At 62.6% G+C, this 24,790-nt stretch carries 22 protein-coding genes and 2 tRNA genes; 11 read left to right on the top strand and 13 right to left on the bottom strand.

The window, feature by feature from the left end; genetic code table 11:
- Positions 1-3 precede the first annotated feature (3 nt).
- The 4 genes from aspS to CAG44_RS16600 form a co-directional block, all read right to left on the bottom strand.
- Positions 4-1,779 carry an aspartate--tRNA ligase gene (gene aspS, locus CAG44_RS16615; RefSeq protein ID WP_085692555.1) on the bottom strand — a complete coding sequence of 592 codons (1,776 nt, stop codon included), beginning with the start codon at positions 1,777-1,779 and terminating at the stop codon, positions 4-6.
- Positions 1,780-1,874: 95 nt separating this feature from the next.
- Positions 1,875-2,096: an FmdB family zinc ribbon protein gene (locus CAG44_RS16610; RefSeq protein WP_003254776.1), complete on the bottom strand. Its 222-nt coding sequence runs from the start codon at positions 2,094-2,096 to the stop codon at positions 1,875-1,877.
- Positions 2,097-2,188: 92 nt separating this feature from the next.
- Positions 2,189-2,518, bottom strand: a complete 330-nt coding sequence (locus CAG44_RS16605) for a ribbon-helix-helix domain-containing protein (RefSeq protein ID WP_085590686.1) — start codon at positions 2,516-2,518, stop codon at positions 2,189-2,191.
- Positions 2,519-2,791: 273 nt separating this feature from the next.
- Positions 2,792-3,265 (bottom strand): Dps family protein, encoded by a 474-nt coding sequence (locus CAG44_RS16600; protein WP_025340264.1) that lies wholly within the window; start codon positions 3,263-3,265, stop codon positions 2,792-2,794.
- Between the two features lie 279 nt (positions 3,266-3,544).
- On the opposite strand from CAG44_RS16600, the gene CAG44_RS29230 reads away from it, so the two are divergent.
- Positions 3,545-4,138 (top strand): cold shock domain-containing protein, encoded by a 594-nt coding sequence (locus tag CAG44_RS29230; protein WP_025340265.1) that lies wholly within the window; start codon positions 3,545-3,547, stop codon positions 4,136-4,138.
- A 63-nt stretch (positions 4,139-4,201) separates the two neighbouring features.
- Here the strand turns inward: CAG44_RS29230 and CAG44_RS16590 are convergent, their stop codons facing one another.
- Positions 4,202-4,408, bottom strand: a complete 207-nt coding sequence (locus tag CAG44_RS16590) for a SlyX family protein (protein WP_085692554.1) — start codon at positions 4,406-4,408, stop codon at positions 4,202-4,204.
- Position 4,409: 1 nt separating this feature from the next.
- Positions 4,410-4,829: an HIT domain-containing protein gene (locus CAG44_RS16585; protein ID WP_085692553.1), complete on the bottom strand. Its 420-nt coding sequence runs from the start codon at positions 4,827-4,829 to the stop codon at positions 4,410-4,412.
- Positions 4,830-5,521: 692 nt separating this feature from the next.
- On the opposite strand from CAG44_RS16585, the gene CAG44_RS16580 reads away from it, so the two are divergent.
- From CAG44_RS16580 to CAG44_RS16570, 3 genes are all read left to right on the top strand, one after another.
- On the top strand, positions 5,522-6,787 hold the full coding sequence (locus tag CAG44_RS16580; RefSeq protein WP_025340268.1) for an OprD family porin: 1,266 nt from the start codon (positions 5,522-5,524) through the stop codon (positions 6,785-6,787).
- A gap of 160 nt (positions 6,788-6,947) precedes the next feature.
- The gene (locus CAG44_RS16575) at positions 6,948-8,663 is read left to right on the top strand and encodes a proline--tRNA ligase (protein WP_085590690.1); all 1,716 of its coding nucleotides are present in this window, start codon (positions 6,948-6,950) and stop codon (positions 8,661-8,663) included.
- 20 nt (positions 8,664-8,683) lie between these two features.
- Complete coding sequence (locus tag CAG44_RS16570; RefSeq protein ID WP_023661807.1) at positions 8,684-9,637, top strand: hypothetical protein; 954 nt, start codon at positions 8,684-8,686, stop codon at positions 9,635-9,637.
- 168 nt (positions 9,638-9,805) lie between these two features.
- Here CAG44_RS16570 and dinB read toward each other — a convergent pair whose 3' ends face one another.
- Positions 9,806-10,864 carry a DNA polymerase IV gene (gene dinB / locus CAG44_RS16565; RefSeq protein ID WP_170978906.1) on the bottom strand — a complete coding sequence of 353 codons (1,059 nt, stop codon included), beginning with the start codon at positions 10,862-10,864 and terminating at the stop codon, positions 9,806-9,808.
- Between the two features lie 220 nt (positions 10,865-11,084).
- Here dinB and CAG44_RS16555 point away from each other — a divergent pair.
- From CAG44_RS16555 to CAG44_RS16540, 4 genes are all read left to right on the top strand, one after another.
- Positions 11,085-11,161, top strand: a tRNA-Met gene (locus tag CAG44_RS16555).
- A gap of 134 nt (positions 11,162-11,295) precedes the next feature.
- Positions 11,296-11,372: transfer RNA gene (locus CAG44_RS16550), tRNA-Met, on the top strand.
- Between the two features lie 260 nt (positions 11,373-11,632).
- Positions 11,633-14,275 (top strand): bifunctional lysylphosphatidylglycerol flippase/synthetase MprF, encoded by a 2,643-nt coding sequence (mprF, locus tag CAG44_RS16545; protein WP_085692552.1) that lies wholly within the window; start codon positions 11,633-11,635, stop codon positions 14,273-14,275.
- Entirely contained in the window at positions 14,275-15,567 is a 1,293-nt protein-coding gene (locus CAG44_RS16540; RefSeq protein WP_085692551.1) for a virulence factor family protein, read from the top strand. Before mprF ends, CAG44_RS16540 begins: the two co-directional genes overlap by 1 nt.
- Positions 15,568-15,680: 113 nt before the next feature.
- On the opposite strand, the gene CAG44_RS16535 is transcribed toward CAG44_RS16540, so the two are convergent.
- From CAG44_RS16535 to CAG44_RS16525, 3 genes are all read right to left on the bottom strand, one after another.
- Positions 15,681-17,591 carry a potassium transporter Kup gene (locus CAG44_RS16535; protein WP_085692550.1) on the bottom strand — a complete coding sequence of 637 codons (1,911 nt, stop codon included), beginning with the start codon at positions 17,589-17,591 and terminating at the stop codon, positions 15,681-15,683.
- Between the two features lie 151 nt (positions 17,592-17,742).
- Positions 17,743-18,069, bottom strand: a complete 327-nt coding sequence (locus tag CAG44_RS16530; RefSeq protein ID WP_085590701.1) for a helix-turn-helix transcriptional regulator — start codon at positions 18,067-18,069, stop codon at positions 17,743-17,745.
- Positions 18,053-18,307, bottom strand: coding sequence for a type II toxin-antitoxin system RelE/ParE family toxin (locus CAG44_RS16525; RefSeq protein ID WP_075046069.1), 255 nt, complete (start codon positions 18,305-18,307; stop codon positions 18,053-18,055). Before CAG44_RS16525 ends, CAG44_RS16530 begins: the two co-directional genes overlap by 17 nt.
- A gap of 310 nt (positions 18,308-18,617) precedes the next feature.
- On the opposite strand from CAG44_RS16525, the gene rimO reads away from it, so the two are divergent.
- Positions 18,618-19,949 (top strand): 30S ribosomal protein S12 methylthiotransferase RimO, encoded by a 1,332-nt coding sequence (gene rimO / locus CAG44_RS16520; RefSeq protein ID WP_013973825.1) that lies wholly within the window; start codon positions 18,618-18,620, stop codon positions 19,947-19,949.
- A 99-nt stretch (positions 19,950-20,048) separates the two neighbouring features.
- Here rimO and CAG44_RS16515 read toward each other — a convergent pair whose 3' ends face one another.
- Genes CAG44_RS16515 through CAG44_RS16505 form a run of 3 tightly spaced genes read right to left on the bottom strand, consistent with a single transcriptional unit; the run spans position 20,049 to position 23,360 of the window.
- Positions 20,049-20,798 (bottom strand): hypothetical protein, encoded by a 750-nt coding sequence (locus CAG44_RS16515; protein WP_024087593.1) that lies wholly within the window; start codon positions 20,796-20,798, stop codon positions 20,049-20,051.
- Positions 20,799-20,853: 55 nt separating this feature from the next.
- Positions 20,854-22,518, bottom strand: coding sequence for a DUF5666 domain-containing protein (locus CAG44_RS16510; RefSeq protein ID WP_085590703.1), 1,665 nt, complete (start codon positions 22,516-22,518; stop codon positions 20,854-20,856).
- Positions 22,515-23,360 (bottom strand): DUF6502 family protein, encoded by an 846-nt coding sequence (locus CAG44_RS16505; RefSeq protein ID WP_025340275.1) that lies wholly within the window; start codon positions 23,358-23,360, stop codon positions 22,515-22,517. The genes CAG44_RS16510 and CAG44_RS16505 overlap by 4 nt, the downstream gene beginning before the upstream one ends.
- Positions 23,361-23,596: 236 nt before the next feature.
- Here CAG44_RS16505 and CAG44_RS29330 point away from each other — a divergent pair, with 236 nt between their 5' ends.
- A complete protein-coding gene (locus CAG44_RS29330) occupies positions 23,597-24,085 on the top strand; it encodes a hypothetical protein (RefSeq protein WP_158091150.1) in 489 nt (162 codons plus the stop codon).
- Positions 24,086-24,315: 230 nt separating this feature from the next.
- Positions 24,316-24,768, top strand: coding sequence for a GNAT family N-acetyltransferase (locus CAG44_RS16495; RefSeq protein WP_023663473.1), 453 nt, complete (start codon positions 24,316-24,318; stop codon positions 24,766-24,768).
- Positions 24,769-24,790: the final 22 nt, after the last annotated feature.

Genomic DNA, 24,790 nt, shown 5'->3' with positions numbered 1-24,790 from the left:
TGCTTACTCGACCTTGGTCTGTTCGCGCAGTCGGATGTGCAGCTCGCGCAGGGCCTTGGCGTCGACCATGCCAGGGGCCTGGGTCATGACGCACGCGGCGCTCTGGGTTTTCGGGAAGGCGATCACTTCACGGATCGACTGGGCGCCGGTCATCAGCATGACCAGGCGGTCCAGGCCGAAGGCCAGGCCACCGTGAGGCGGTGCACCGAACTTCAGGGCGTCGAGCAGGAAGCCGAACTTCTCTTCCTGTTCTGCCGCCTCGATGCCCAGCAGGCGGAACACGGCCTGCTGCATCTCTTTACGGTGGATACGGATCGAACCACCACCCAGCTCGGTACCGTTCAGGACCATGTCGTAGGCACGGGACAGGGCCACGGACGGGTTGGCCTCGAGCTCTTCCGGGGTGCACTTCGGCGCGGTGAACGGGTGGTGCAGCGCGGTGAAGCTGCCGTCTTCGTTCTCTTCGAACATCGGGAAGTCGACCACCCACATCGGTGCCCACTCGCAGGTCAGCAGCTCGAAGTCGTGGCCCAGGCGGATACGCAGCGCGCCCAGGGCTTCGCTGACCACCTTGAACTTGTCGGCACCGAAGAACACGATGTCGCCGTCAACGGCGCCAACGCGGTCGAGGATGGTGTTGAGGTTGGCCTCGGGGATGTTCTTGACGATCGGCGACTGCAGGCCTTCGACGCCCTTGGCGCGCTCGTTGACCTTGATGTAGGCCAGGCCCTTGGCTCCGTAGATGCCGACGAACTTGGTGTACTCGTCGATCTTGCTGCGCGGCATGCTGGCGCCGCCTGGCAGGCGCAGGGCGGTAACGCGGCACTTCGGATCGTTGGCCGGCCCGGCGAACACCTTGAAGTCGACGTCCTTGAGCTGGTCGGCAACGTCGACCAGTTCCAGCGGAATACGCAGGTCCGGCTTGTCGGAGCCGTAGCGGCGCATGGCCTCTTCGAAGGTCATGTGCGGGAATTCGCCGAATTCCAGGTCCAGCACTTCCTTGAACAGCTTGCGGATCATGCTTTCGGTCAGGCCCATGATCTCGCTTTCATCGAGGAAGCTGGTCTCGATGTCGATCTGGGTGAATTCCGGCTGGCGGTCGGCACGCAGGTCTTCGTCACGGAAGCACTTGGCGATCTGGTAGTAGCGGTCGAAGCCGGCGACCATCAACAGCTGCTTGAACAACTGCGGCGACTGCGGCAGGGCGAAGAAGCTACCGGCGTGGGTACGGCTAGGCACCAGGTAGTCACGCGCGCCTTCCGGGGTGGCACGGGTCAGGATCGGCGTCTCGACGTCGAGGAAGCCGTTCTCGTCGAGGAAGCGACGGATGCTGCTGGTGATGCGCGAACGCAGGCGCAGCTTGTCGGCCATTTCCGGGCGACGCAGGTCGATGAAACGGTAGCGCAGGCGGGTTTCCTCGCCGACGTCGGAGTATTCGTTCAGCGGGAACGGCGGGGTTTCCGCTTCGTTGAGCACGTTCAGCTGGTAGCCGAGGATCTCGATGGCGCCGGAAGCCATGTTGGCATTCACCGCACCTTCAGGGCGCTTGCGGACCTTGCCGGTGATCTGCACGACGTATTCGCTGCGCACGCGGTCGGCAGCGGCGAAGGTTTCGGCGCGATCAGGGTCGAACACGACCTGGGCCATGCCTTCGCGGTCACGGATGTCGAGGAAGATCACCCCGCCGTGGTCGCGGCGACGATGGACCCAGCCGCAAAGGGTGACTTCCTGGCCGTCCAGGCTCTCGTTCAGTTGGCCGCAATAATGGCTGCGCATCATGATGGTGGTTTCGCTTCTCGTGATTCGTGTATTCGGTGGAGGCCTTGGCCGCCCGGAGAGGGCTAATACTGCAAGACCCGGTCACAGCATTCAACTCAGTCGGCCTTGTCGCCGCCTGCCAGATTCTTTTTCGCCCCGGTCTTGAAGTCGGTTTCGTACCAACCGTTACCGCTCAGGCGGAAGCCTGGCACCGACAGCAGCTTCTTCAGCGCCGGCGCCTGGCAGGCCGGGCAATCGGTCAGCGGCGCGGCGCTGATCTTCTGCAGCACTTCCATGCGGTGCTCGCAGGATGCACATTGATAGTCATAAAGGGGCATGGGTGTCTCTCGTCAACCACAACGCTGGCTGCCGGGGCAGCAAAAAGCGGGATTATATATGGTTAACAAGCACTGCGCAGCCCGCCAGGCGATCAGCGCACACTTGGCGGGTCCTGCAGCCAGGCGACACAGATCACCCGGATCAGCCCGCTGAAGTTGCGCACCCCGCCCTGGCGCAGATGCACCTCGCGGTCCACGTAGGACAGCACCGCGCTGACCGAGCAGCGGTTGGCCGCGGCGATGCGCTCCAGAATGCCCCAGTAGACGGCCTCCAGCCGCAGGCAGGTGGAAAAGCCGTTGAGCCGCACCGAGCGTGACACCGGCTGGGTCTGCAACATGTCGAAATCCGCCTTGAACGGGTCGATGCACTGTTTACCCGGCCAACGCCCCTGGCCAGCCACACGTTTGCTTGCTTGCATCATGCGCCACACTTCCTCGTCACAGGTACCAGGTGGCCTATGAAGCGCTGATGGGCGAGCTTAAAGCAGCGGCAAAATCTTCCTGCACAAACACTCGATGGGTAAGCGTGACGGAAAACCTGTGGGAGCGGGCGAGCCCGCGAAGCAGGCGACGCGGTGGATGGCACCGGCCTTGCCGGTGTTCGCGGGCATGCCCGCTCCCACAAGGTTTGTGCAAGCTTTCGGATTTTGAACAAGAAAGCTGCATTCAAATTGCCATGTGACAGCCCTGGTCAATTACTTGCCGTCGAGCAGCACCCGCAGCATCCAGGCGGTTTTCTCGTGCACCTGCATGCGCTGGGTCAGCAGGTCGGCGGTCGGCTCGTCACTGACCTTGTCCACCACCGGGAAGATGCTGCGAGCGGTACGCACCACGGCTTCCTGGCCCTGGACCAGCTGGCGGATCATCTCGTCGGCAGGCGGCACCCCTTCTTCCTCCTTGATCGAGGAGTGCCGCGCATAGAATGCATAGGCCCCCGGCGCCGGAAAGCCCAGGGCGCGAATGCGCTCGGCGATCGAGTCGACCGCCAGCGCCAGTTCGTTGTACTGCTCTTCGAACATCAGGTGCAGGGTGCGGAACGACGGACCGGTGACGTTCCAGTGGAAGTTATGGGTTTTCAGATACAGCACGTAGGTATCCGACAACAGGCGGGACAATCCATCGACGATGGACTTGCGATCTTCTTCACTGATACCGATATCGATTGCCATGAAGTTCCCCTTTCCATAAGGCTTGAGACCCAAGCAGGTGACGACCACTGTAGCAACACTTGGTACACGCCGCATGTGACATGGCGCAACACATCGCCCGTCGCGGCCTGCGGTTTGAGTAGCCTGCGGCTTTACTGTTAAATAGGCATGGTGCCACCCGTGCGGATTGTCATTGCCGGGTGCATAGGCTGGCCTGCCACGTGTTCGCGCTCTACACCTCATGCGCACCGTGCTGCCAGCTCTTCCTGTGATCGGCCTTATCAACTGTGAGCCAACCCCATGTTCAAGATCGTCCATCTGGTGACGGGCGTGGCAGCCTTGCTGCTATCGCTCATACCCAGCCTGAAAACCGATGCGACCCCCTTCCTGCAACAACCCGACGCGGTCTACCTTGCCCTGCTCGGCCTGCTCAACCTGGTGCTGGCCCCGGTCGTGCCACTGTACTACCGCGGCGCGCGGCAGCAGTTGCAGCACCTGGCCTGTGCCCTGCTGGTGGTGGCCGTGGTGCTGCAGACCCTGACACTGCTGGCCCGCCCGGAAATGGGCAACCTGGCCGCACTGGTCTGCGCGGCGCTGGCCGTGGCCGTGCACCTGGCCGTGGGCTTTGCCCGCATCCCGCGCAAGGCACGCGCCAGCCAGCACGCGGCGCAGGATGCCGGCAATCGTGATACCGGTACCGTGAAGTGGTTCAACACGTCCAAAGGCTTCGGCTTCATCTCCCGCGACTCGGGCGATGATATCTTCGTGCACTTTCGCGCCATTCGCGGCGAAGGCCACCGCATCCTGGTGGAAGGCCAGCGCGTGGAGTTTTCCGTGATGCACCGTGACAAGGGCCTGCAGGCCGAGGATGTGGTTGCGGTAACCCGCCGCTGATCTTGTTTGCAGAAACTAGCCCCTGCAGGAGCGGGCATGCCCGCTCCTGCAGGGGTTCAGGTATCAATAATGAGGCGGTGGCGCCTCTTCCCCTTCGCTCCCGTACTGGCCAACCATCTCTTCGTAACGCTTGATCAGCTCGGCCATCTGCAACTGCAGCCGCTCGACCACCCGCCCCTGCTCGACCACCACGTCATTCAGCGCCTGGATGGTGTCATCCTGGAACGCCTGGCGTGTTTCCAGTTCGACCACTCGCGATTCAAGCGACATGTCAGGCCTCCTGGTAGCCGGCGAGCTGCAGCCCGCGCAGGCGCTGGCGAATGGCTTGCACCTGGTCGTCGGTGTAGGCCACCGCCGGGCACTTGCCCCACACCGGTGCCGGCCAGGCGGCGTCGTCGCGCTGGCGCACGATCACGTGCATGTGCAACTGGCTGACCACATTGCCCAGGGTGGCCACGTTCATCTTGTCGGCGCCGTAGCTGGCTTTCAGCGCTTCGGCCAGGCTGGTGGTTTCCTGCCACAACTGCTGCTGCTCCGCAGCATCGAGCTCGAACAGTTCGCTGATACCGGCGCGCTTGGGCACCAGGATGAACCATGGATAGTTGGCATCCTTGCTCAGCAGCAACTGGCACAGCGCAAATTCCCCCAGCACCAGCGAATCCTGCTGCAAACGCGAATCGAGGACGAACACGGCAAATCTCCTTCAGGCAGAACCAACCCGCGTCACGCGGAAAACAGGCCTGCAAGGATACCCTGCACGTTCCCGGTAACACAGCGCTACTTTTCGCACCAAAATGAGGCCGCCCGTACACCTCGCACCACACTTGCCACCCCAAAGGTGACGCTGCATGAACAAGTTGCGGTAACACATTGACTTTCATGACAGCTTTTCAAATTTTAATGATTCTTGACTGTAATAACCCGTCAGGCGGCTCCCGCCCCGTGTTTACGGCACTTTCCGACCCCCGGTAGCAGGTTTTGTGAAAATTTCATGAAGCGTTGCGAATTTTGAGCACGCTTGTTGCATTCCTTTCACGCCAAGTCGGCACGACATCTGCATCGACAGGTGTACGCGACAAATAACAACAGCGGCATTGGTTACCAGGGAGTTTCCCCAACCGGAATCGGTAGTTACAGGTTCGTTACGGTGAAAGAAACAGCGCTGGTGTTGCACGGCCCTTAAACCGGGGCGTGATTTGCGACATGGAAATACCAAAAAGCGACATGGTGAAAAAGTTCCGAAAAGGATGTTTATACCCATATCGCCAACAACAGTCAGCGTGCTATACATTTTCGCCGACATAACAAGAAAGAGCTGCCCCATATAACTAAAACACTTGGACGCAGCGGTACTCTTCCTAAAAACCAAAGGAGCAAATCACGATGCGCGTGATGAAGTGGAGCATGATCGCCCTGGCCGTTGCGGCAGGGACCTCGCAGTTGGCATTGGCCTCTTCCCAGGACGAGTCCAAAGGTTTCATCGAAGACAGCAAGCTGAACGTCAAGACCCGCATGCTGTACTTCAGCCGTGACTTCCGTAACAACGAAGGCGGCCAGAGCCGTCGCGAAGAAACCGGCCTGGGCTTCCTCGGCACCTTCGAGTCCGGCTTCACCCAGGGCACCGTGGGTGTGGGTGTTGATGCCATCGGCATGCTCGGCCTGAAACTGGACAGCGGCAAGGGCCGCGCCGGCACCGGCCTGTTCCCGACCGGCTCCGACGGCCGTTCGCAGGATGACTACTCCAAGGCCGGCGGCGCGGTTAAATTCCGCATTTCCGACACCGTACTGAAAGTGGGTGACCAGTTCACCGCTCTGCCGGTCTTCGCCACTGACGACAGCCGCCTGCTGCCGGAAATCGCCCAGGGCACCCTGATCACCAGCAACGAGATCGAGGGCCTGACCCTGCACGCTGGTCATTTCACCAGCCTGACCGCCCAGGAGCAGACCAACCGCGACAGCTTCCGCCTGAAGGAAGCCAACGTGGTAGGTGGTACCTACGCGTTCACCGACAACCTCAGCACCAGCCTGTACTACTCGAAGGTTGAAGACTACTGGCGCAAATACTACGCCAACGTCAACTGGGCACTGCCGATCTCGGACAAACAGGGCCTGGTGTTCGACTTCAACATCTATGACACCAAGAGCGAAGGCTCGGCCGAGTACCGCGCATTCGATGGCGACAAGCTGGACAACCGCGCATTCAGCCTGTCGGGCGCCTACAACATCGGCGCTCACACCTTCACCTTGGCCTACCAGAAAGTCACCGGCGACGGCGACTATGGTTATGGCATCGACGGTGGCGGTACCATCTTCCTGGCCAACTCCGTGGCCCGCTCCGACTTCAACGCCGAAGACGAGAAATCCTGGCAGGCTCGCTACGACCTGAACTTTGCCGAATACGGCATCCCGGGCCTGACCTTCATGACCCGTTATGTACGCGGTACCGATGCCAACGTCACCGGCACCAGCAACGGCAAGGAATGGGAACGCGACGTAGATATCAAGTACGTGCTGCAGAGCGGCCCGGCGAAAGACCTGAGCTTCCGCGTGCGTCAAGCCACCTACCGTTCTTCCGATGGCACCTACTACGATTCCCCATCGATCGACGAACTGCGCCTGATCGTGGAGTACCCGCTGAGCATCCTGTAAGCCTGGCTTGCAGTGCCCCGCACCTGAAAAAGCCCGGCGATCACGCCGGGCTTTTTCTTGGCTGACAAGCGTCACGCCCTGGGGCATCCTGTACGCCTTCGTTTCGCCCCCGTACAATGCGGGGTCATTTCAATGTCTTAGGCAATCGACACGGCTCACCATGCGCACCAGTCAATATTTGCTCGCCACCCAGAAAGAAACCCCTGCCGACGCAGTGGTCATCAGCCATCAGCTCATGCTGCGTGCCGGCATGATCCGCAAACTGGCCTCCGGCCTGTACACCTGGCTGCCGATGGGCTTGCGGGTGATGCGCAAGGTCGAGGCCGTGGTGCGTGAGGAAATGAACGCCGCCGGCGCCCTGGAAGTGCTGATGCCCAGCATCCAGCCCGCCGAACTGTGGCAGGAATCCGGCCGCTGGGAACAGTACGGCCCCGAGCTGCTGCGCCTGAAGGACCGCCACCAGCGCGACTTCTGCGTCGGCCCGACCCACGAAGAAGTGATCACCGACCTGGCCCGCAACGAGCTGTCCAGCTATAAACAGCTGCCGCTCAACATGTACCAGATCCAGACCAAGTTCCGTGACGAGATCCGCCCGCGCTTCGGCCTGATGCGCGGCCGCGAGTTCATCATGAAGGACGCCTACTCGTTCCATGCCGACCAGGCTTCCCTGCAGGAAACCTACGACCGCATGCACCAGGCGTACAGCAACGTGTTCACCCGCCTGGGCCTGGACTTCCGCCCAGTGCAGGCCGACACCGGCTCCATCGGTGGCAGCTACTCGCACGAATTCCACGTACTGGCCGAGTCCGGCGAAGACGACGTGATCTTCAGCGACAGCTCCGACTACGCCGCCAACATCGAGAAGGCCGAGGCCATCCCGCGTGAAACCGTGCGCCCGGCCCCTACCGAGGAACTGCGCCTGGTCGACACACCGAACGCCAAGACCATCGCCCAGCTGGTGGAAAACTTCGGCCTGCCGATCGAGAAGACCGTCAAGACCCTGATCGTGCGCGGTGCCGAGGAAGGCAAGCTGGTTGCCCTGGTAGTACGTGGCGACCACGAGCTGAACGAAATCAAGGCGGCCAAGCTGGAACAGGTTGCCGACCCGCTGGTCATGGCCACCGACGCCGAACTGCGCGAGGCCATCGGTGCCGGCGCCGGCTCGCTCGGCCCGCTGAACCTGCCACTGGAGTGCGTGATCGACCGTTCGGTTGCCCTGATGAGCGACTTCGGCATTGGCGCCAACATCGACGACAAGCACTACTTCGGCGTGAACTGGGAGCGCGACCTGCCGGTCCCACAGGTCGCCGACCTGCGTAACGTGGTCGAAGGCGACCCGAGCCCGGACGGCAAGGGTACCCTGGTGATCAAGCGCGGCATCGAAGTGGGCCACATCTTCCAGCTCGGCACCAAGTACAGCGAGGCGCTGAAGTGCCAGGTACTGGGCGAGAACGGCAAGCCGGTAACCCTGTCCATGGGCTGCTACGGCATCGGTGTGTCCCGCGTGGTGGCCGCTGCCATCGAGCAGAGCTACGACGACAAGGGCATCATCTGGAACGACGCACTGGCCCCGTTCCAGATCGCCCTGGTACCGCTGCGCTACGAAACCGAGGTAGTTCGCGAGGCGACCGACAAGCTGTACGCCGAGCTGACTGCTGCCGGCTACGAAGTGCTGCTGGACGACCGTGACAAGAAGACCAGCCCAGGCATCAAGTTTGCCGACATGGAGCTGATCGGCATCCCGCACCGCATCGTCGTCAGCGATCGCGGCCTGGCCGAAGGCAACCTGGAGTACAAGCACCGCACCGAGCAGGACGCCCAGTCGTTGCCGCTCAATGAAGTGCTGACCTTCCTGCAGGCCCGCGTTCGCCGCTGATAACCAATGCACGAGTGATCATGTTCAAGCGAAGTACCTTTCCCCTGGGGGGCGCCGCACTGTGCGGCGCCCTGCTCGTCAGCGGCTGCGCCAACCAGATGTCCCAGCGCAGCGACCATGAGGAGCGCGTCGAGCGCAAACTGCTCGAGCACACCCTGCAGATCGATGTCGGCGAGCCGAAGGTGATGGAGCTTCCGCAACGACGTGTGCGCGTGCATGAGCAGAAGCGCTTCGAAGTCACCGAGTTCGAAGTCACCCGCAGCTATGACCGCTACACGCCTTACCAACCCTGGCGGGAAATCTACGAGATCCCGTTGGGTGCGGTGGCCGTGGTGGCAGGCGTGGGTGCCAATGTGGTCAATGTCTTCGCCCTGGGCAACCTGCCGGAAAGCATCACCCACGACTGGCTCAGCTATGGCGTGGACGGGCTCAACCCGTTCATGAACGTGCCGTCCAACGGCCGTGCCCAGCAGAACCTGGCCGGGATCAGCGAAGTACAGAAAGGCAAGCGCGAGGAATCTACCAGCGTGCCCTGGAGCGAGCGCCTGGTCGAGGTCAAGGCCGGCAAGATGACCCACGAGCTGACCACCGACAGGAACGGCGTGCTGCGCCTGAACCTGCTCGACAGCCCGTTCTCCGAGCAGAACCTCAACCACATCGGCACCCTGCACCTGCAGGTGCTGGACGAGGACAACGCGGTACGTGGCGATGCCAGCCTGCTGGTCAGCGCCACCCTGCGCAACAAGCTGCTCGAAGCCCATGAACTGATCTTCGATGACCTCGAAGATGACGATGTCGGCCAATGGGTACACCGGGTCAAGCGCTTGTCCGAACTGGGCCTGGAAGAGGAAGCCAGTGAAATGGAACAGAGCCTGATCGAACTGACCCGCAACGACCCGGAGTTGCAGCAGGAGTTTCTGCAGTCGCTGACCAAGGCCACTGGCCGGTTGGTGGCCGACCCGGGCGCGCAGTAACTGCTGCGGCAACGCATCCCCCCTGTGGGAGCGGCCTTGTGTCGCGAAAGGGCTGCAGAGCAGCCCCGACAATTGATGCATCACTGCTGAAATCCTGGGGCCGCTGCGCGGCCCTTTCGCGACACAAGGCCGCTCCCACAGGGGGCCATGCAGCCAGGCCCAGGCCATTTATTGAGGCGGGAACAGCTCCAGCTGCTCATGCGCCCCGCGCAAGTCGCGCAACCTCACGCCTACCCCCAGCAAGCGCACCGGTTTGCCACCACGGGCAAACGCCTGCCCCAGCAATTGTCGATAACTCTCCAGGTCCCTGCCCGCCCCCGCCTGTTCCATGGTGGTCTGGCTGAAGTCATGGAACTTGACCTTGACGAAGGGCTTTTCCGGTCGGTAACTGCTGTCCATTCGGGCGATACGCTCGTTCAGGCTTTCCAGCAGCTCGGGCAGCCGTGCCAGGCAACTGGCCAGGTCCGGCAGATCGGTGTCGTAGGTGTTTTCCACGCTGACCGACTGCCGGCGACTGTCATTGTGTACCGCACGTTCATCGATACCCCGCGCCAACCCCCACAAACGCTCGCCAAAGCTGCCGAACTCGCGCACCAGCGCCAGGCGCGACCAGTCGCGCAATTCCAGGCAGGTTTCGATACCCAACCGCGCCAGCTTGTCTGCCGTTACCTTGCCTACCCCGTGCAGCCTGGCCACCGGCAGGGCGGCGACGAACGCCTCCACTTCGCCCGGAGTAATCACGAACAGGCCATTGGGCTTGCGCCAGTCACTGGCGATCTTGGCCAGGAACTTGTTCGGCGCCACACCGGCTGAGACAGTGATATGCAGGGTGCGGGCGACGCGCCGGCGGATATCCTCGGCAATGCGCGTGGCGCTGCCCGAATACCACTGGCTGTCGCTCACATCCAGGTAGGCCTCGTCCAGCGACAGTGGCTCGATCAACTCGGTGTAGTCGCGGAAGATCGTGTGGATTTCCCGCGAGGCCTCACGGTAGGCCTCGAAGCGCGGCTTGACGATCAGCAGGTCCGGGCACAGCTTCAGGGCGTGCCGCGACGACATGGCCGAACGCACGCCGTAGGCACGCGCTTCATAGTTGCAGGTGGCGATCACCCCACGGTGGTCGGCCGAGCCCCCCACCGCCATGGGCCGCCCGGCCAGGCGCGGGTCGTCACGCATTTCGATCGCGGCATAAAAGCAATCGCAGTCGACGTGGATGATCTTGCGCAAGGACATGGATGACCGTCAGCACTGTAAATTCATACAGATAGTATCGCATGTGCCTTCGAGGCATGCAGCCTGTGCCCGGCATTGGTCGATAATCGGCCTGAAAGCCCCGTCGCGCCTGAGCTGCGCGCTATATTCAAACGCTAAGAGTTTGAACAGGAAAGGTTTTTTCAGAAAAAAGCTTGACACCCACGGGTAAATCCGTAGAATTCGATCTCACAGGCGCGGGATGGAGCAGCCTGGTAGCTCGTCGGGCTCATAACCCGAAGGTCGTCGGTTCAAATCCGGCTCCCGCAACCAGATTCGAGAAAAGGCCACTGTTCACACAGTGGCCTTTTTCTTTTGCGTCAAATAATGCGTTGAAAGAAATTTCAAAAAAATCAATGACTAGCGCTTGACACCCATTCTGAAAGCTGTAGAATGCGCCCCACTGACGCGGGATGGAGCAGCCTGGTAGCTCGTCGGGCTCATAACCCGAAGGTCGTCGGTTCAAATCCGGCTCCCGCAACCATATTCGTCAGAACAAACCCCGCCTGTGTAACAGCAGCGCGGGGTTTGTTGCTTTTCCCCTCCTGCTTTTCGTCGCCCCCAATTCCCCCGCCCTCCAGCCAACCCGCAGGCTTGAGAGGTCGTGCCCAGGATGAACTATCTTTAACCCTGCCAGGCCGCTGAAAGCGCTTGAGGCCGGAGTAACATTGGATACGTTTTCCTAAGGGACTCTCACTTGGCCACACCTTTCCCTCACCTCGCGCTGCAAGCCCGGGGCAATCCATGACTTCGCACAACCCCGAACCCCCGGTGCCGCTTGCCTCGGCGCTACCCGGCGCGGTGCAACGCCTGCCCTTGCTCGAACGCTTGAGCCGCTACCGCCAGCCCATCGGCCTGGTAGTGACCCTGGTGTTGTTCACCATGGCCTTGATCGCCTGCCGCCACCTGTTGAGCGAATTGGACATCTATGCCTTGCACGATGCCATGCTCAGCGTCCCGCCCCAGTCGTTACTTGGCGCCTTGCTGGCTACCGTGCTCGGTTTCGTTGTCCTGCTGGGCTACGAGTGGTCTGCCAGCCGCTATGCCGGCGTGAAGCTGCCGGCGAGCAGCCTGGCGCTGGGCGGTTTCAGCGCCTTTGCCATCGGCAACGCCATCGGCCTGTCGATGCTTTCGGGCGGTTCGGTGCGCTACCGCCTGTATGCACGCCAGGGGGTTGGCGCAGGTGAAGTTGCACGGATGACCGTTTTTGCCAGCCTGTCACTGGGCTGCGCGCTGCCGCCCCTGGCCGCCTTGGCGACCTTGAGCGACCTGCCGGCGGCGTCTGCCGCACTGGGTTTGGCGCCTGGCTTGCTGGCGGGTGTCGCAATAGCCGTGCTGCTGGTATGCAGCGTGCTAGTGTTCGGCTTGTACCGTCGGCGCCTGGCTGAGCAACCACTGGCCAACAGCCTGCTGGTACAACTGGGCCGCCGCACACTGCGCCTGCCTGGCGCACGCCTGGCAGCCCTGCAATTGCTGATCACCGCACTGGATGTTGCCGCTGCTGCCACCGTGCTGTACCTGCTGCTGCCCGAAGCACCGCCGTTCGGTGCCTTTGTGCTGGTGTACCTGCTGGCCTTGGCCGCAGGTGTGCTCAGCCACGTACCGGGCGGCGTCGGGGTATTCGAAGCGATCCTGCTGGCAGCTTTTGCCGACCAACTCGGCGCCGCGCCGCTGGCCGCGGCCCTGCTGCTGTATAGGCTGATCTACGTGGTGCTGCCGCTGCTGCTGGCCTGCGTGCTGCTGCTGGCCAACGAGGCCCGGCGCCTGCTGTTCGCGCAACAGGCTATCAAGGCCGCTTCCGGGCTGGCCGCGCCGATCCTGTCGATCCTGGTGTTCCTGTCCGGGGTGGTGCTGCTGTTCTCCGGGGCCACGCCCGAGATCGACACCCGCCTGGAGCACATGGGTTTCCTGGTTCCGCACCGCCTGATCGACGCCTCGCACTTCGGCGCCAGCCTGATCGGCGTGCTGTGCCTGCTGCTGGCCCAGGGCCTGCGCCGGCGCCTGTCCGCCGCCTGGCTGCTGACCACCGTGCTGTTGCTGGTCGGCGCCCTGCTGTCGCTGCTCAAGGGCTTCGATTGGGAAGAGGCCTGCCTGCTGACCCTCACTGCCGCCCTGCTCGCCTTGTTCCGCCGTTCCTTCTACCGCCCCAGCCGTTTGCTCGAGTTGCCATTCTCGCCGGTGTTTCTGGTGGCCAGCGCCTGTGTGGTCGGCGCATCGGTGTGGTTGTTGCTGTTCGCCTACCAGGATGTGCCCTACAGCCATCAGCTGTGGTGGCAGTTCACCCTCGATGCCGATGCCCCGCGTGGCCTGCGCGCCGCCATGGGCAGCGCAGTGCTGCTGGCGGCCGTGGCCCTGACCTGGCTGCTGCGCACCGCACCACCGGTGATCCACCTGCCTGACGAAGAAGAGCTGCTGCGTGCCAACCGCATTCTGCTGGCCTCCGACCAGCCCGATGGCGGCCTGGCCCTGACCGGCGACAAGGCGCTGCTGTTCCACCCTCGCGACAACGCCTTCCTCATGTACGCCCGTCGCGGCCGCAGCCTGGTGGCCTTGTACGACCCGATCGGCCCGGCCCAGGAGCGCGCCGAGATGATCTGGCAATTCCGCGACCTGTGCGACCTGCACCATGCCCGCCCGGTGTTCTATCAGGTGCGCGCCGAGAACCTGCCGTTCTACATGGACATCGGCCTGACCGCGCTGAAGCTGGGCGAAGAAGCCCGGGTCGACTTGCGCCGCTTCGACCTCGAAGCCAAGGGCAAGGAGATGAAGGACCTGCGCTACACCTGGAACCGTGGCGGCCGTGACGGTTTGAGCCTGGAAATCCACGAACCCGGGCATGCCCCGCTGGCAGAGCTGAAGGAAATTTCCGACGCCTGGCTTGGCGGCAAGAACGTGCGCGAGAAAGGCTTCTCGCTGGGGCGCTTCAGCCCTGAATACCTGCGGCATTTTCGCATTGCCCTGATCCGCTTCCAGGGCCGCCCGGTGGCTTTCGCCAACCTGCTGGAAACCCATGGCAACGAACTGGCCAGCCTCGACCTGATGCGTGCGCACCCCGAGGCCCCGAAGCTGACCATGGAATTCATGATGATCGGCCTGATCCTGCACTACAAAAGCCATGACTACGCCCGCTTCAGCCTGGGCATGGTGCCGCTTTCCGGCCTGCAGCCGCGGCGTGGCGCGCCCTTGACCCAGCGCCTGGGCTCGATGGTGTTCCGCCGTGGCGAGCAGCTGTACAACTTCCAGGGGCTTCGACGCTTCAAGGACAAGTTCCAACCGGACTGGGAACCCCGCTACATGGCCGTGCCGGCCGGGCTCGACCCGCTGGTGGCACTGGCCGACACCGCCGCCCTGATCGCAGGCGGCCTGACTGGATTGGTGAAACGTTGATGACCCGACGCTTTTGGCTGTACCTGCTGGTTCCCCTGCTGTTGGCCGCCCTGGGAGGCGCGCTGGCGTTCTGGCTATGGACCCGTCCTGCCCCCGAGGCACGCCTGGAACAACTGAGCATCAATGACACCCGTATCACCCTTGTGACCCCAGGCGTGCACCCCAAGGCCCGAGTGGCCATCGGTGTACCCCAGGACCAGGCGCTGACCGACAGGCAGCTGCTGGACCTGGCCCAGGCCGGCGAAGCGCAACTGGTGCAGGTGATCCTGCCGCCCAACGACTGCAGCAAGCAGCAACAGGCCTTGGACCAGGCCATGGGCCAGCTGCCGGAGAAACCGACCCTGGTCGCCGGTATCGGCCCTGGCGCCTCTCAGGCGTGGCGCTGGCTGGCCAGCCAGAACAACGACAAGGCGCGGGCGATTTCCGTGGACTTCAGCCTGGAACAGCCCGGCTGCCAGGCAGCGCTGCCAAAGTCGGCCGCCCACGGCCACTGGAACGTCGCCTGGAACGACAACCCGGATGACGCCAGCGCCGCCTTCGTGCGCGACCAGGCCAATGCCGAAACCAGCATCAGCGACTACGACATTCACCTGCCACAAGTGCTCAAGGCCCAGCTGACCCAGGCCCTGGTCGGCCACGACGGCAACGCCCTGGCCATCCCGGTGGTCGAGGTGCCAGCCGGGCAGACCACCGACACGGTCACCCTGTTCCTTTCCGGTGATGGCGGCTGGCGGGACCTGGACCGCGACGTGGCCGGGGAAATGGCCAAGCTTGGCTACCCGGTGGTCGGCATCGATACGCTGCGCTACTACTGGCAGCACAAGACCCCGGAACAAAGCGCCGCCGACCTGTCCGAGCTGATGCAGCACTACCGGCAGAAATGGGGCACCAAGCGCTTCGTGCTGACCGGTTATTCGTTCGGTGCCGACGTGCTGCCGGCGATCTACAACCGCCTGCCGGCCGAGGACCAGCAGCGTATCGACGCGGTAATGCTGCTGGCCTTTGCCCGCAGCGGCAGCTTCGAGATCGAAGTCGAAGGCTGGCTGGGCAAGGAAGGCCAGGAAGCGCCAACCGGGCCGGAAATGGCCAGGCTGCCGGCCTCCAAGGTGGTGTGCGTGTATGGTGTGGAAGAAACCGACGAGAGCGGTTGCACCGACAAGACTGCGGTGGGTGAACGCCTGAAGCTGCCGGGGGGGCACCACTTCGACGAAAACTACCCGGCACTGGCCAAGCGCTTGATCGGCGAGATCGAGACGCGCCAGGGCAAATCCAGCGTGGCAGAGCAGAACTGATAAGACCTTGCGGCCCATTCGCGGGTGAACCCGCTCCCACAGGTACAGCGCAAGCTTTGAAAGCTATGCGCTCCATGTGGGAGCGGGTACTGCCTTGAAATCTGTGTTGCACCTCAGATCTCGACCTGGGTCCCCAGCTCGATCACCCGGTTCAGCGGCAGGTTGAAGAAGCGCAAGTTGCCGTTGGCATTCTTCAGCAGGAATGCGAACAGGTTGCCCCGCCAGCGCGACATTCCCTCCAGCCGTGAGGCGATCACGGTCTCGCGGCTGAGGAAGAAGGTGGTGCGCATCGGGCTGAAATCCAGGTCTTCCAGGTGGCACAGCTTCAACGCCGCCGGCACGTCCGGTTCGTCCATGAAGCCGAAGTGCAGCAACACGCGGAAGAACCCGTCGCCATAGGCCTCCACCTCAAAGCGCTCCTGCTCCGGCACCCGTGGCCGATCCTCGCTGACCACCGTCAGCAGCACCACCTGGCTGTGCAGCACCTGGTTATGCAGCATGTTGTGCAACAGCGCATGGGGTACCGCATCGGAGCGCGCCGTGAGAAACACCGCCGTGCCTTCGACCCGGTGCGGCGGCTGAATGCGGATACTGCTGATGAACAGCTGCAGCGGCAGCGCGCCTTCGTCGATACGCTCCATCAGGATCTGCTTGCCGCGCTTCCAGGTGCTCATCAACAGGAACAGCACAGCGCCGGCCAGGACCGGGAAGGCCCCGCCCTGGATGATCTTCGGCACGTTGGCGGCAAAGAACAGCCCATCCACAAACAGGAAACCCAGCAGGATCGGCACCGCCAGCACCGGTGGCCACTTCCACAGCAGCAACATCACCGCCGAGACCAGGAGCGTGGTCATCAGCATGGTACCGGTCACCGCCACGCCGTAGGCCGCCGCCAGGGCGCCGGACGACCCGAAGCCGATCACCAGCAGCACCACGCCAACCATCAGCGCCCAGTTCACCGCACCGATGTAGATCTGCCCCTGCTCGTCGCTGGAGGTGTGCTGGATCTGCATGCGTGGAATGTAGCCCAGCTGGATGGCCTGGCGGGTCAGGGAGAAGGCCCCCGAGATCACCGCCTGCGAGGCGATCACCGTAGCCATGGTGGCCAACCCGACCAGCGGCAGCAGTGCCCAGCCCGGCGCCAGCAGGTAGAAGGGGTTACGTGCCGCCTCAGGGTTCTGCAGCAGTATCGCGCCCTGGCCAAAGTAGTTGAGCACCAGCGCCGGCAGCACCAGGACGAACCAGGCGCGGGCGATCGGCTTGCGGCCAAAGTGGCCCATGTCGGCGTACAGCGCCTCGGCACCGGTCAGCGCCAGCACCACCGCGCCAAGGATGGCCACGCCCATGCCGGGGTGAACCACGAAGAAGTTCACCGCCCAGGCCGGGTTGAATGCCTTGAGCACTTCCGGGCTCTGCGAGATGCCATGCACTCCCAGCGCGCCCAGCGCCACGAACCAGGTGACCATGATCGGGCCGAACAGCTTGCCGATCTTCTCGGTGCCGTGCTTCTGCACCAGGAACAGCGCCACCAGCACCACCAGCGAAATCGGCACCACCCAGTGATCGATGCCTTCGAAGGCCAGCCCCATGCCCTCGACCGCCGACAGCACCGACACCGCCGGGGTGATCATGCTGTCGCCATAGAACAGCGAAGCGCCGATCAACCCGCACACCACCATCAGCGTACGCAACCTCGGGTAGGCCGCCGTGGCCCGCCGCGCCAGTGCAGTCAGTGCCATGGTGCCACCCTCGCCCTGGTTGTCGGCGCGCAGGATGAACATCACGTACTTGAACGACACCACCCACAGCAGCGACCACAGGATCAGCGACAGGATCCCCAGCACGCCGTCATGGTTGACCGGCACTCCGTACCCCCCGCTGAAGACTTCCTTGAGGGTATACAACGGGCTGGTACCGATATCGCCATAAACCACCCCGACCGCCGCCACGAGCAGGCTCAGCGACCGCGTCGCGCCCTGCTTCCCCTCGTGCCCGCCCTCGGCGTGACTGCTTGCCTGAACCATCGACCACTCCCGCAGACGGCCTTGCAAGGCCAGTAGAATTCCCCATGCGCCAGGTGATACTGATACCCCCGACACAATGGCGCGAAGCATAGCGCAGCGTTTGTGGATTTTCTGCTGGTGCGTCTCTGGCGGGGCCACCTGGCGGTTACAACTAGAGGTCCAGAGACTGCATGGGTATGCCCAACGCTGCAGCAATCTTTTCGCGAGTGGCCTTGCGTGGGCGCTCGGCAGCTTCCTGCTGGGCATACGCCGACTGCGAGACGCCCAGGCGCTGGGCAACTTCAGCCTGAGTCAGGTCCAGATGCCTGCGCCAGGCAGCAATGGCGGTCATACCGTCCTTCACCATATAGCCAACGACTTCATTGGGTACCAGGTCCGGTTGTGGATGGCTGGCGATATAATCGGCATACGGCAGCACGACGAAGGCAGGACGCCCGTCAGCATCATTGATGATCTGTACGTTAGTAGGTGTGTTCATCGCGCTTCTTGACCTCCTCGATGCTGACAATTTTGACGCTACCGTCCCAGTCGAAAAGTATCCGGTAGTTACCCACCCTGAGACGGTAACCGTAATGGTGATTGACCAGCGCCCTGATGTTTTGAACGTGCGGCATGTGCATCAATGCCTGAACAGCATCGTAGACCTTCGACTGATCAATCCTGTCGATTTTCCTGAGTTGCTTCACAGCTTTGCGTGACCAGTTGATCGTATTCATTTCCACGCCAGTCTTATAAGAAAACTATAAGAATCGAATAAGTTCAAGAAAAGGTTTCATCGGCGCAGACGAGGGTGACGGGCGGGGTCTATTGATTCAAGGGGAACCATTGCCAGGCTGTGTTTCGAGGTTTTGCCGAGCAAGCAGCTTACGGTTGGCTGGCATAGCGCAGCGTTCGTCGCATTTCTGCTGGTCAAGCGACCCTGCGCTCGCTAGAATTGCGCACTTTTTGATCAGAGGCGCCAAAAGCGCCCGTCAAGATCGCCCCCGATTCCGGTCGGGCGACCTGCATTCAATACCGAGGTTAGTCATGTCCACCACGCCCGCCACCCCCAAGGTAGGTTTCGTAAGCCTGGGTTGCCCAAAAGCCCTGGTCGATTCCGAGCGCATCCTGACCCAGCTGCGCATGGAAGGCTATGAAGTCGTGCCCACCTACGAGGACGCCGACGTGGTGGTGGTCAACACCTGCGGCTTCATCGACAGCGCCAAGGCCGAGTCGCTGGAAGTGATCGGCGAAGCGATCAAGGAAAACGGCAAGGTCATCGTCACCGGCTGCATGGGTGTCGAGGAAGGCAGCATCCGTGACGTGCACCCGAGCGTGCTGTCGGTCACCGGCCCGCAGCAGTACGAGCAGGTGGTCAACGCCGTGCACGAAGTAGTGCCGCCACGCCAGGACCACAACCCGCTGATCGACCTGGTACCGCCGCAGGGCGTCAAGCTGACCCCGCGCCACTATGCGTACCTGAAGATTTCCGAAGGCTGCAACCACAGCTGCAGCTTCTGCATCATCCCGTCGATGCGCGGCAAGCTGGTCAGCCGCCCGGTCGGCGAAGTGCTGAGCGAGGCCGAGCGCCTGGTCAAGGCCGGGGTCAAGGAGATCCTGGTGATTTCCCAGGACACCAGCGCCTACGGCGTCGACGTCAAGTACAAGACCGACTTCTGGAACGGCCGCCCGGTCAAGACCCGCATGCTCGAGCTGTGCGAAGCCCTGAGCAGCCTGGGTGCCTGGGTACGCCTGCACTACGTGTACCCGTACCCGAACGTCGACGACGTGATCCCGCTGATGGCCGCCGGCAAGATCCTGCCGTACCTGGACATCCCGTTCCAGCACGCCAGCCCGAAAGTGCTCAAGGCCATGAAGCGCCCGGCCTTCGAAGACCGCACCCTGGCACGTATCAAGAACTGGCGCGAGCAGTGCCCGGAGCTGGTGATTCGCTCCACCTTCATCGTCGGCTTCCCGGGCGAGACCGAGGAAGACTTCCAGTACCTGCTGGACTGGCTGACCGAAGCCCAGCTGGACCGCGTGGGCTGCTTCCAGTACTCGCCGGTGGAAGGCGCCCCGGCCAACGACCTGGGCCTGGAAGAAGTGCCGGACGACGTCAAGCAGGACCGCTGGGACCGCTTCATGGCCCACCAGCAGGCCATCAGCGCCGCCCGCCTGCAACTGCGCATCGGCAAGGAAATCGACGTGCTGATCGATGAAGTGGAAGAGCAAGGTTCGGTTGGCCGCAGCTTCTTCGATGCCCCGGAAATCGACGGCAGCGTGTTCATCGATGGCGACCACGGCTTCAAGCCGGGTGACAAGGTGCGTTGCCGCGTGGTGGATGCCGACGAATACGACATGTGGGCTGAACCCATTTAATCGCGCTGGAACATAATGCCTGGCAGTTATGTAATTTGGGGCCGCTTCGCGGCCCATTGACGCTATCTGACAGGCATTACCGGGTCTGGGGCTTTTTCGTCAGAACGCGTGAAAAAGCATCAGGCCGCCCTCTGCATCCGGGCTGGCATCCGAGAAGCCTTTGACTGCATAGAGTTGCACTTTCCACTGCTGGTTGAGCTTGTGTGTCAGGAACAGGGTAAGTTCCTTGATCTGCGCGCCCGTCGAGACGACTTTCTGCCGCCAGTCGTAGGAGGCGCCCGCCGAAGTGCCTGCAGCCACGGGCATGGCGAAGCCGAGACTGGCAAATATCGGGTCATCGAAATCGCTGTCGGGCGGGTCGCCGAACTTCTTCCAGCCCAGGGTCGCGAAGCCGGTCACCGGGCCAAAGGCCTTGGCGATGTCGACCTGGCCGGTGTAGTCATACTCACCGGTGCCCAGGCACTGGTCTTCATCGGCAGTGGGGAATTTGACCTTGCCGATCAGGTCCAGCATCAGGCCGCCGTCACTGCCATCGAGCAGGGCATAACCGGCGCTGGCAACCGTGTCCCCCAGCCCGCTTTCCACATCCCGGCAGCCACCGGGCAAGGGGTCACCATTCGGGCCCACTTCAGGGTTGGTGATGCGCAGCCAGGGCACGGTGACCTTGTAGGTCATTGGGCCGGTTTCATACTTGCCGACCACGGGGACGTACCAGATTTCCGAGGTTGTACCCGTGCCATAGTCGCCACTTGAATAGTCCATGCCTATGGCGGCGCTGAAGGTATCGCCCAGGACCGACGCGCTGGCGCATGACAGCAAGCAAGCGAAAAGAGGGAGCGTGGGTCTCATCTGCACCTCGGTATCCCGGACGGGAAGGGTGATCGCACTTACCCAGCCTAGTTGCCTAATGCCCGGATCGCTCTGGATGCTCCACTTTTTCGACTTTCTCTACTGTCTCGGGCCTTTCGACCTTTTCAACCTTCTCTACTTTCTCGACCTTCTCTACTTTTTCTACCTTCTCGACTTTCTCAGGCTTTTCGATCTTCTCGACCTTTTCGGGCTTCTCGGCTTTCTCGATCTTCTCGACTTTTTCTACTTTCTCTACCTTTTCAACCTTCTCTGCTTTTTCAATCTTTTCCACCTTTTCAAGCTCGACCTTCTCTACCCGGTCAGAGCTTCCACTATTGCTGCTCTCGGGTTGCTCCACGGTGTCGACATGTTCCGACTTTCCGGACTTGTCCACGCTTTCAGTACTGTCTCGACCACTGGAATCGTCAGCACCGCCGTGCCCGCTGTGGTCATCGCTGCTTTCAATGCGATCACTGGTCGCATCGCGTCCGCCATGCCCGCTATTGCTGGAACCTTCAGCGTCACGGGTGCCGTGCTCGCTGCCACGCCCCGAATGCCCTCTGTCCGGGTTGTCGGCACGGTCGTCATCGAACTCCACGCGGGTTGCCCGCAGCTCGTGCCTGCCATTGAACACCCCGCTCACCCGCACACGTTGATCGAGCGCCAATGCCGCGGGCTGCTTGCCGACGATCACGGTGCCCTGCCCCAGCGTCACCTTGATGCCTGCCACCACCAGTTGTTGAGCGTGGCTGCGCTGTACCAGCCCCTCGATCACCGCCGTCTGCACACGGCCAGCAAAAGGCAGGCTCGGGTCTGGGCGGGTTTGCGCCACTTCCAGCTGGCGTCCGGTCCACTGCCCACGTACCAGCACTTCCCGCGCAGGTGCCACACGGGTTCCCAGCTTCAGCCCCTGGAGGCTGCCGGCACGCTCAACCGCACCGATGGCACTGGCTTCCCTGAGCCCCGGCGCCCGTTCGATACGGCTGGCTACCACTTCGCCCCTGGCATCGCGCAGCCCACTGACCCTGACCGGCTCGCCCGGGCGCAGCCCTTCAGCCACCCGCGCCCCTGCAGCAAGCCGCACAGGTTGGCCCATGACCCGCAGGGGGGCCGAAGCATTGGGCAGTGCCGTCAGCGGCCCTTCGTAAACGTTGAGGATCGAGATGCGCCCTGCTTGCAGGCCGCGTTTGCCGGCAAATGCCTCCACCGCGACAACCTGGCCGATTGCCAGGTGAGCGCTACTGGCAGGCGCACCGTTTTCACTCACCGGCACGTCCTTGCCAAAGTGCACTTCCAGGCCATTGACGCAAATCGAGGCAAACCCGGTGATGGTGCCGACGATGCCCGTGCCACCGGTACCGCCCGGGCGCAGGATCGGTGCGCCGGTACCGCCTACCCCGCCGTGATCGATGAAGGTGCCGTCCACACCGTCGGCCACCGCACCGGTCCCGCCCGTGCCGCCGGGACGCTGCGGTAGCGGCGCACCGGTGCCACCCACTCCGCCGTTTTCGCTGCGTACACCGGTACCACCGACCCCGCCCGTCCTGGCCCCGGTACCACCAATACCGCCCGGAAACTGCAAGCCCGCCGCCCCCGCCATACCCACTTCGTCACGGCTGACACATACCGGTGCTGCGGCCACCTCGGCAGGCGCCACCAGGTTCAGCCCGAAACCCAGGACCAGTGTGACGACACTGAGGCAGCGCGCGAGGGAAGTCATGGGTCGGGTGTCTTCGACAAATCGGGGTCGGTAGTTTCAGTGTAGAAATAAAGCCCTACCGTGATGCGCTGACGTTGCTCGGCGCTGGGCACATCGGCATCTTCCAGGTCTGATGCGAGCCGACTGAAGGCAAGCAGCATCTGCATGCCGTCCTTGTCCACCGCCGCACGCAGATGGTCGACGCTGGCCGGGCTCAAGGCGTCGTAGTGCACACTGCGTTCAAAGAACGGCTGGCCGTCCCCACTCAGGTTGTGCACTGCTGCGCAGGCATGGTCATGCAGGTTGTGGCCAAAGTACGCGGCCTTTTCGTCGAAGCCCTTCTGCGGCACGAATGCCTGGGCCTCCAGGTGAACACAGTCCTGGTCGTCGAGCCGGACGATACCCAGGCGCAACCACTCATCCAGCACCACCCGCCCGCGGATGTCGGTGCTGATCTTCGCCACCAGCGCATCGAAGGAACAATCGCCGCCAACGCTCGCCAGGCGCGGCAACGGCAGCGCCTGGCCAGGCGCCGAGCAGAACGGCTTGCCAGTGGTCCACATATTGACCAACTGTGCACCTAACGTGATGTTTCCCGGCAGCGCGGCGAGCGATACGCCCCCCTCGCTGCGCAAACGCCGGACATCCTTGCGATGCACGCCCGTGAGCAAGCTGATGCGGCTGTCGGTCGGCGCTGTACCGTCCAGGCGAAACTCGCGATGGGCCACGTCGACGAACACTTCCTTGAGCAGGTCGGCGAACATCGTGTAGGTGACCCCTTTGCGCAGCATCAGGCGCACCAGAGGGCGCATGACACGCCGCAGTGCACTTAACATCGAAGGGGGGATGGTAGGCGATTGCATTGAGCGCATTCCTTGACAGATGAACCCAGTATACGACGCGGGAAAAGATCCCACACCAACTGTGACCATATCCCTGACGAGATGAGGGATAGTCGTCGGCGCTCATTGCATTCGCGTTGAGTGGGGCTGCCGTGTATCCGTACCTGGCCTCATGCAGGCCCGCCCCGTGGGCGCTGCATGAGACCGTTCAGAGCCAGTCAGCTCCTGCTGTTGTCATCACCCGGTTCGCCTGCGGCATGCTCACCGCGGTCATCACCCGGTTCGCCACCCAGATGGTCGCCACGATCATCACCAGGTTCACCACCAACGTGATTGCCGTGGTCATCGCCAGGCTCACCGCCAACATGATTGCCATGATCGTCCCCGGGCTCACCGCCAACGTGATTGCCATGATCGTCACCGGGCTCACCGCCAACGTGATTGCCGTGATCGTCCCCAGGCTCACCGCCAACGTGATTGCCATGATCATCACCTGCTTCAGCGTGGTTGCCGCTGCGCCCAGAGTTCGAGGAGCCGTCATGGCCGCGCCCACTGTTGCCGGCATGGCCATCTCCATCCCCGCCAGCGCCGTGGCCGCCGCCTTCACCGCCATGGCCGCCACCGCTACCGCCGTGACCACCACCGCCACCACCATCCTTGGCGTAGGCGCTGGAGCCATTGGATATCGAGTCTGGGATCAGAACGATGGAAGTCGACAGCACGCCAGCAACGGCAACCGCCAATAGCGCCTTTTTGAACAGCACATGTATTTGCATATTTCGTCTCCAGGTCGTCGCCATGAGAAACGCCAAATCAAGCCGGGAATCCTGTGTTCGGTTCTTGCTTTTCATTGTGTGGGAATTTTTCCCACGGGAAAGTAATAGACCGCCAAACCCCGAGGTTCAAGCAGCGCACCGGGAAGCCGACCGGCGGTTGCCCTGCTATGTTTGCCTTATCGTCATGGAGGAACATCGGCATGCATTCGGTACTGACGCTGCAAACCCCGCGCTTGAGTGACTATGGCGAACTGGTACAGGTGTGGGAGGACTCGGTACGCGCCACCCACGACTTCCTGCCGGATTGCTACATCGTCTTGCTGCGCGACCAGGTGCTGCGTCGCTACCTCGATGCAGTGATGCTGATCTGCTGCAAGGACCGCCAGCGCATCTGCGGCTTCGCCGGGGTCGCCAACGGGCGCGTGGACATGCTGTTCGTCGCACCGGAGTACCGTGGCAAAGGGGTTGGCAAGCGCCTGCTGCACTATGCGATCGACGAACTGAATGCCGAGCGCCTGGACGTCAATGAACAGAACCCGCAAGCCTTGGGCTTCTACCTGCACGAGGGCTTCGAGGTGATCGGCCGTTCGGAAACCGACGGCCTGGGGCAACCCTACCCGCTGCTGCACATGCGCCTGCGCAAAACGGCGTAAATGACACAGATTCCCAGCCCCT

Source organism: Pseudomonas sp. B13(2017) (assembly GCF_002113245.1).
Lineage (GTDB): Bacteria > Pseudomonadota > Gammaproteobacteria > Pseudomonadales > Pseudomonadaceae > Aquipseudomonas > Aquipseudomonas putida_Z.
Note: the sequence above shows the minus strand (reverse complement) of the source record. Positions and strands in the feature narration are given on the sequence as shown.

Coding starts and splice junctions, on each gene's coding strand:
- aspS (WP_085692555.1), bottom strand. CDS start 1,779: ATGATGCGCAGCCATTATTGCGGCCAACTGAACGAGAGCCTGGACGGC.
- CAG44_RS16610 (WP_003254776.1), bottom strand. CDS start 2,096: ATGCCCCTTTATGACTATCAATGTGCATCCTGCGAGCACCGCATGGAA.
- CAG44_RS16605 (WP_085590686.1), bottom strand. CDS start 2,518: ATGATGCAAGCAAGCAAACGTGTGGCTGGCCAGGGGCGTTGGCCGGGT.
- CAG44_RS16600 (WP_025340264.1), bottom strand. CDS start 3,265: ATGGCAATCGATATCGGTATCAGTGAAGAAGATCGCAAGTCCATCGTC.
- CAG44_RS29230 (WP_025340265.1), top strand. CDS start 3,545: ATGTTCAAGATCGTCCATCTGGTGACGGGCGTGGCAGCCTTGCTGCTA.
- CAG44_RS16590 (WP_085692554.1), bottom strand. CDS start 4,408: ATGTCGCTTGAATCGCGAGTGGTCGAACTGGAAACACGCCAGGCGTTC.
- CAG44_RS16580 (WP_025340268.1), top strand. CDS start 5,522: ATGCGCGTGATGAAGTGGAGCATGATCGCCCTGGCCGTTGCGGCAGGG.
- CAG44_RS16575 (WP_085590690.1), top strand. CDS start 6,948: ATGCGCACCAGTCAATATTTGCTCGCCACCCAGAAAGAAACCCCTGCC.
- CAG44_RS16570 (WP_023661807.1), top strand. CDS start 8,684: ATGTTCAAGCGAAGTACCTTTCCCCTGGGGGGCGCCGCACTGTGCGGC.
- mprF (WP_085692552.1), top strand. CDS start 11,633: ATGACTTCGCACAACCCCGAACCCCCGGTGCCGCTTGCCTCGGCGCTA.
- CAG44_RS16540 (WP_085692551.1), top strand. CDS start 14,275: ATGACCCGACGCTTTTGGCTGTACCTGCTGGTTCCCCTGCTGTTGGCC.
- CAG44_RS16535 (WP_085692550.1), bottom strand. CDS start 17,591: ATGGTTCAGGCAAGCAGTCACGCCGAGGGCGGGCACGAGGGGAAGCAG.
- CAG44_RS16530 (WP_085590701.1), bottom strand. CDS start 18,069: ATGAACACACCTACTAACGTACAGATCATCAATGATGCTGACGGGCGT.
- CAG44_RS16525 (WP_075046069.1), bottom strand. CDS start 18,307: ATGAATACGATCAACTGGTCACGCAAAGCTGTGAAGCAACTCAGGAAA.
- rimO (WP_013973825.1), top strand. CDS start 18,618: ATGTCCACCACGCCCGCCACCCCCAAGGTAGGTTTCGTAAGCCTGGGT.
- CAG44_RS16515 (WP_024087593.1), bottom strand. CDS start 20,798: ATGAGACCCACGCTCCCTCTTTTCGCTTGCTTGCTGTCATGCGCCAGC.
- CAG44_RS16510 (WP_085590703.1), bottom strand. CDS start 22,518: ATGACTTCCCTCGCGCGCTGCCTCAGTGTCGTCACACTGGTCCTGGGT.
- CAG44_RS16505 (WP_025340275.1), bottom strand. CDS start 23,360: ATGCAATCGCCTACCATCCCCCCTTCGATGTTAAGTGCACTGCGGCGT.
- CAG44_RS29330 (WP_158091150.1), top strand. CDS start 23,597: ATGCTCACCGCGGTCATCACCCGGTTCGCCACCCAGATGGTCGCCACG.
- CAG44_RS16495 (WP_023663473.1), top strand. CDS start 24,316: ATGCATTCGGTACTGACGCTGCAAACCCCGCGCTTGAGTGACTATGGC.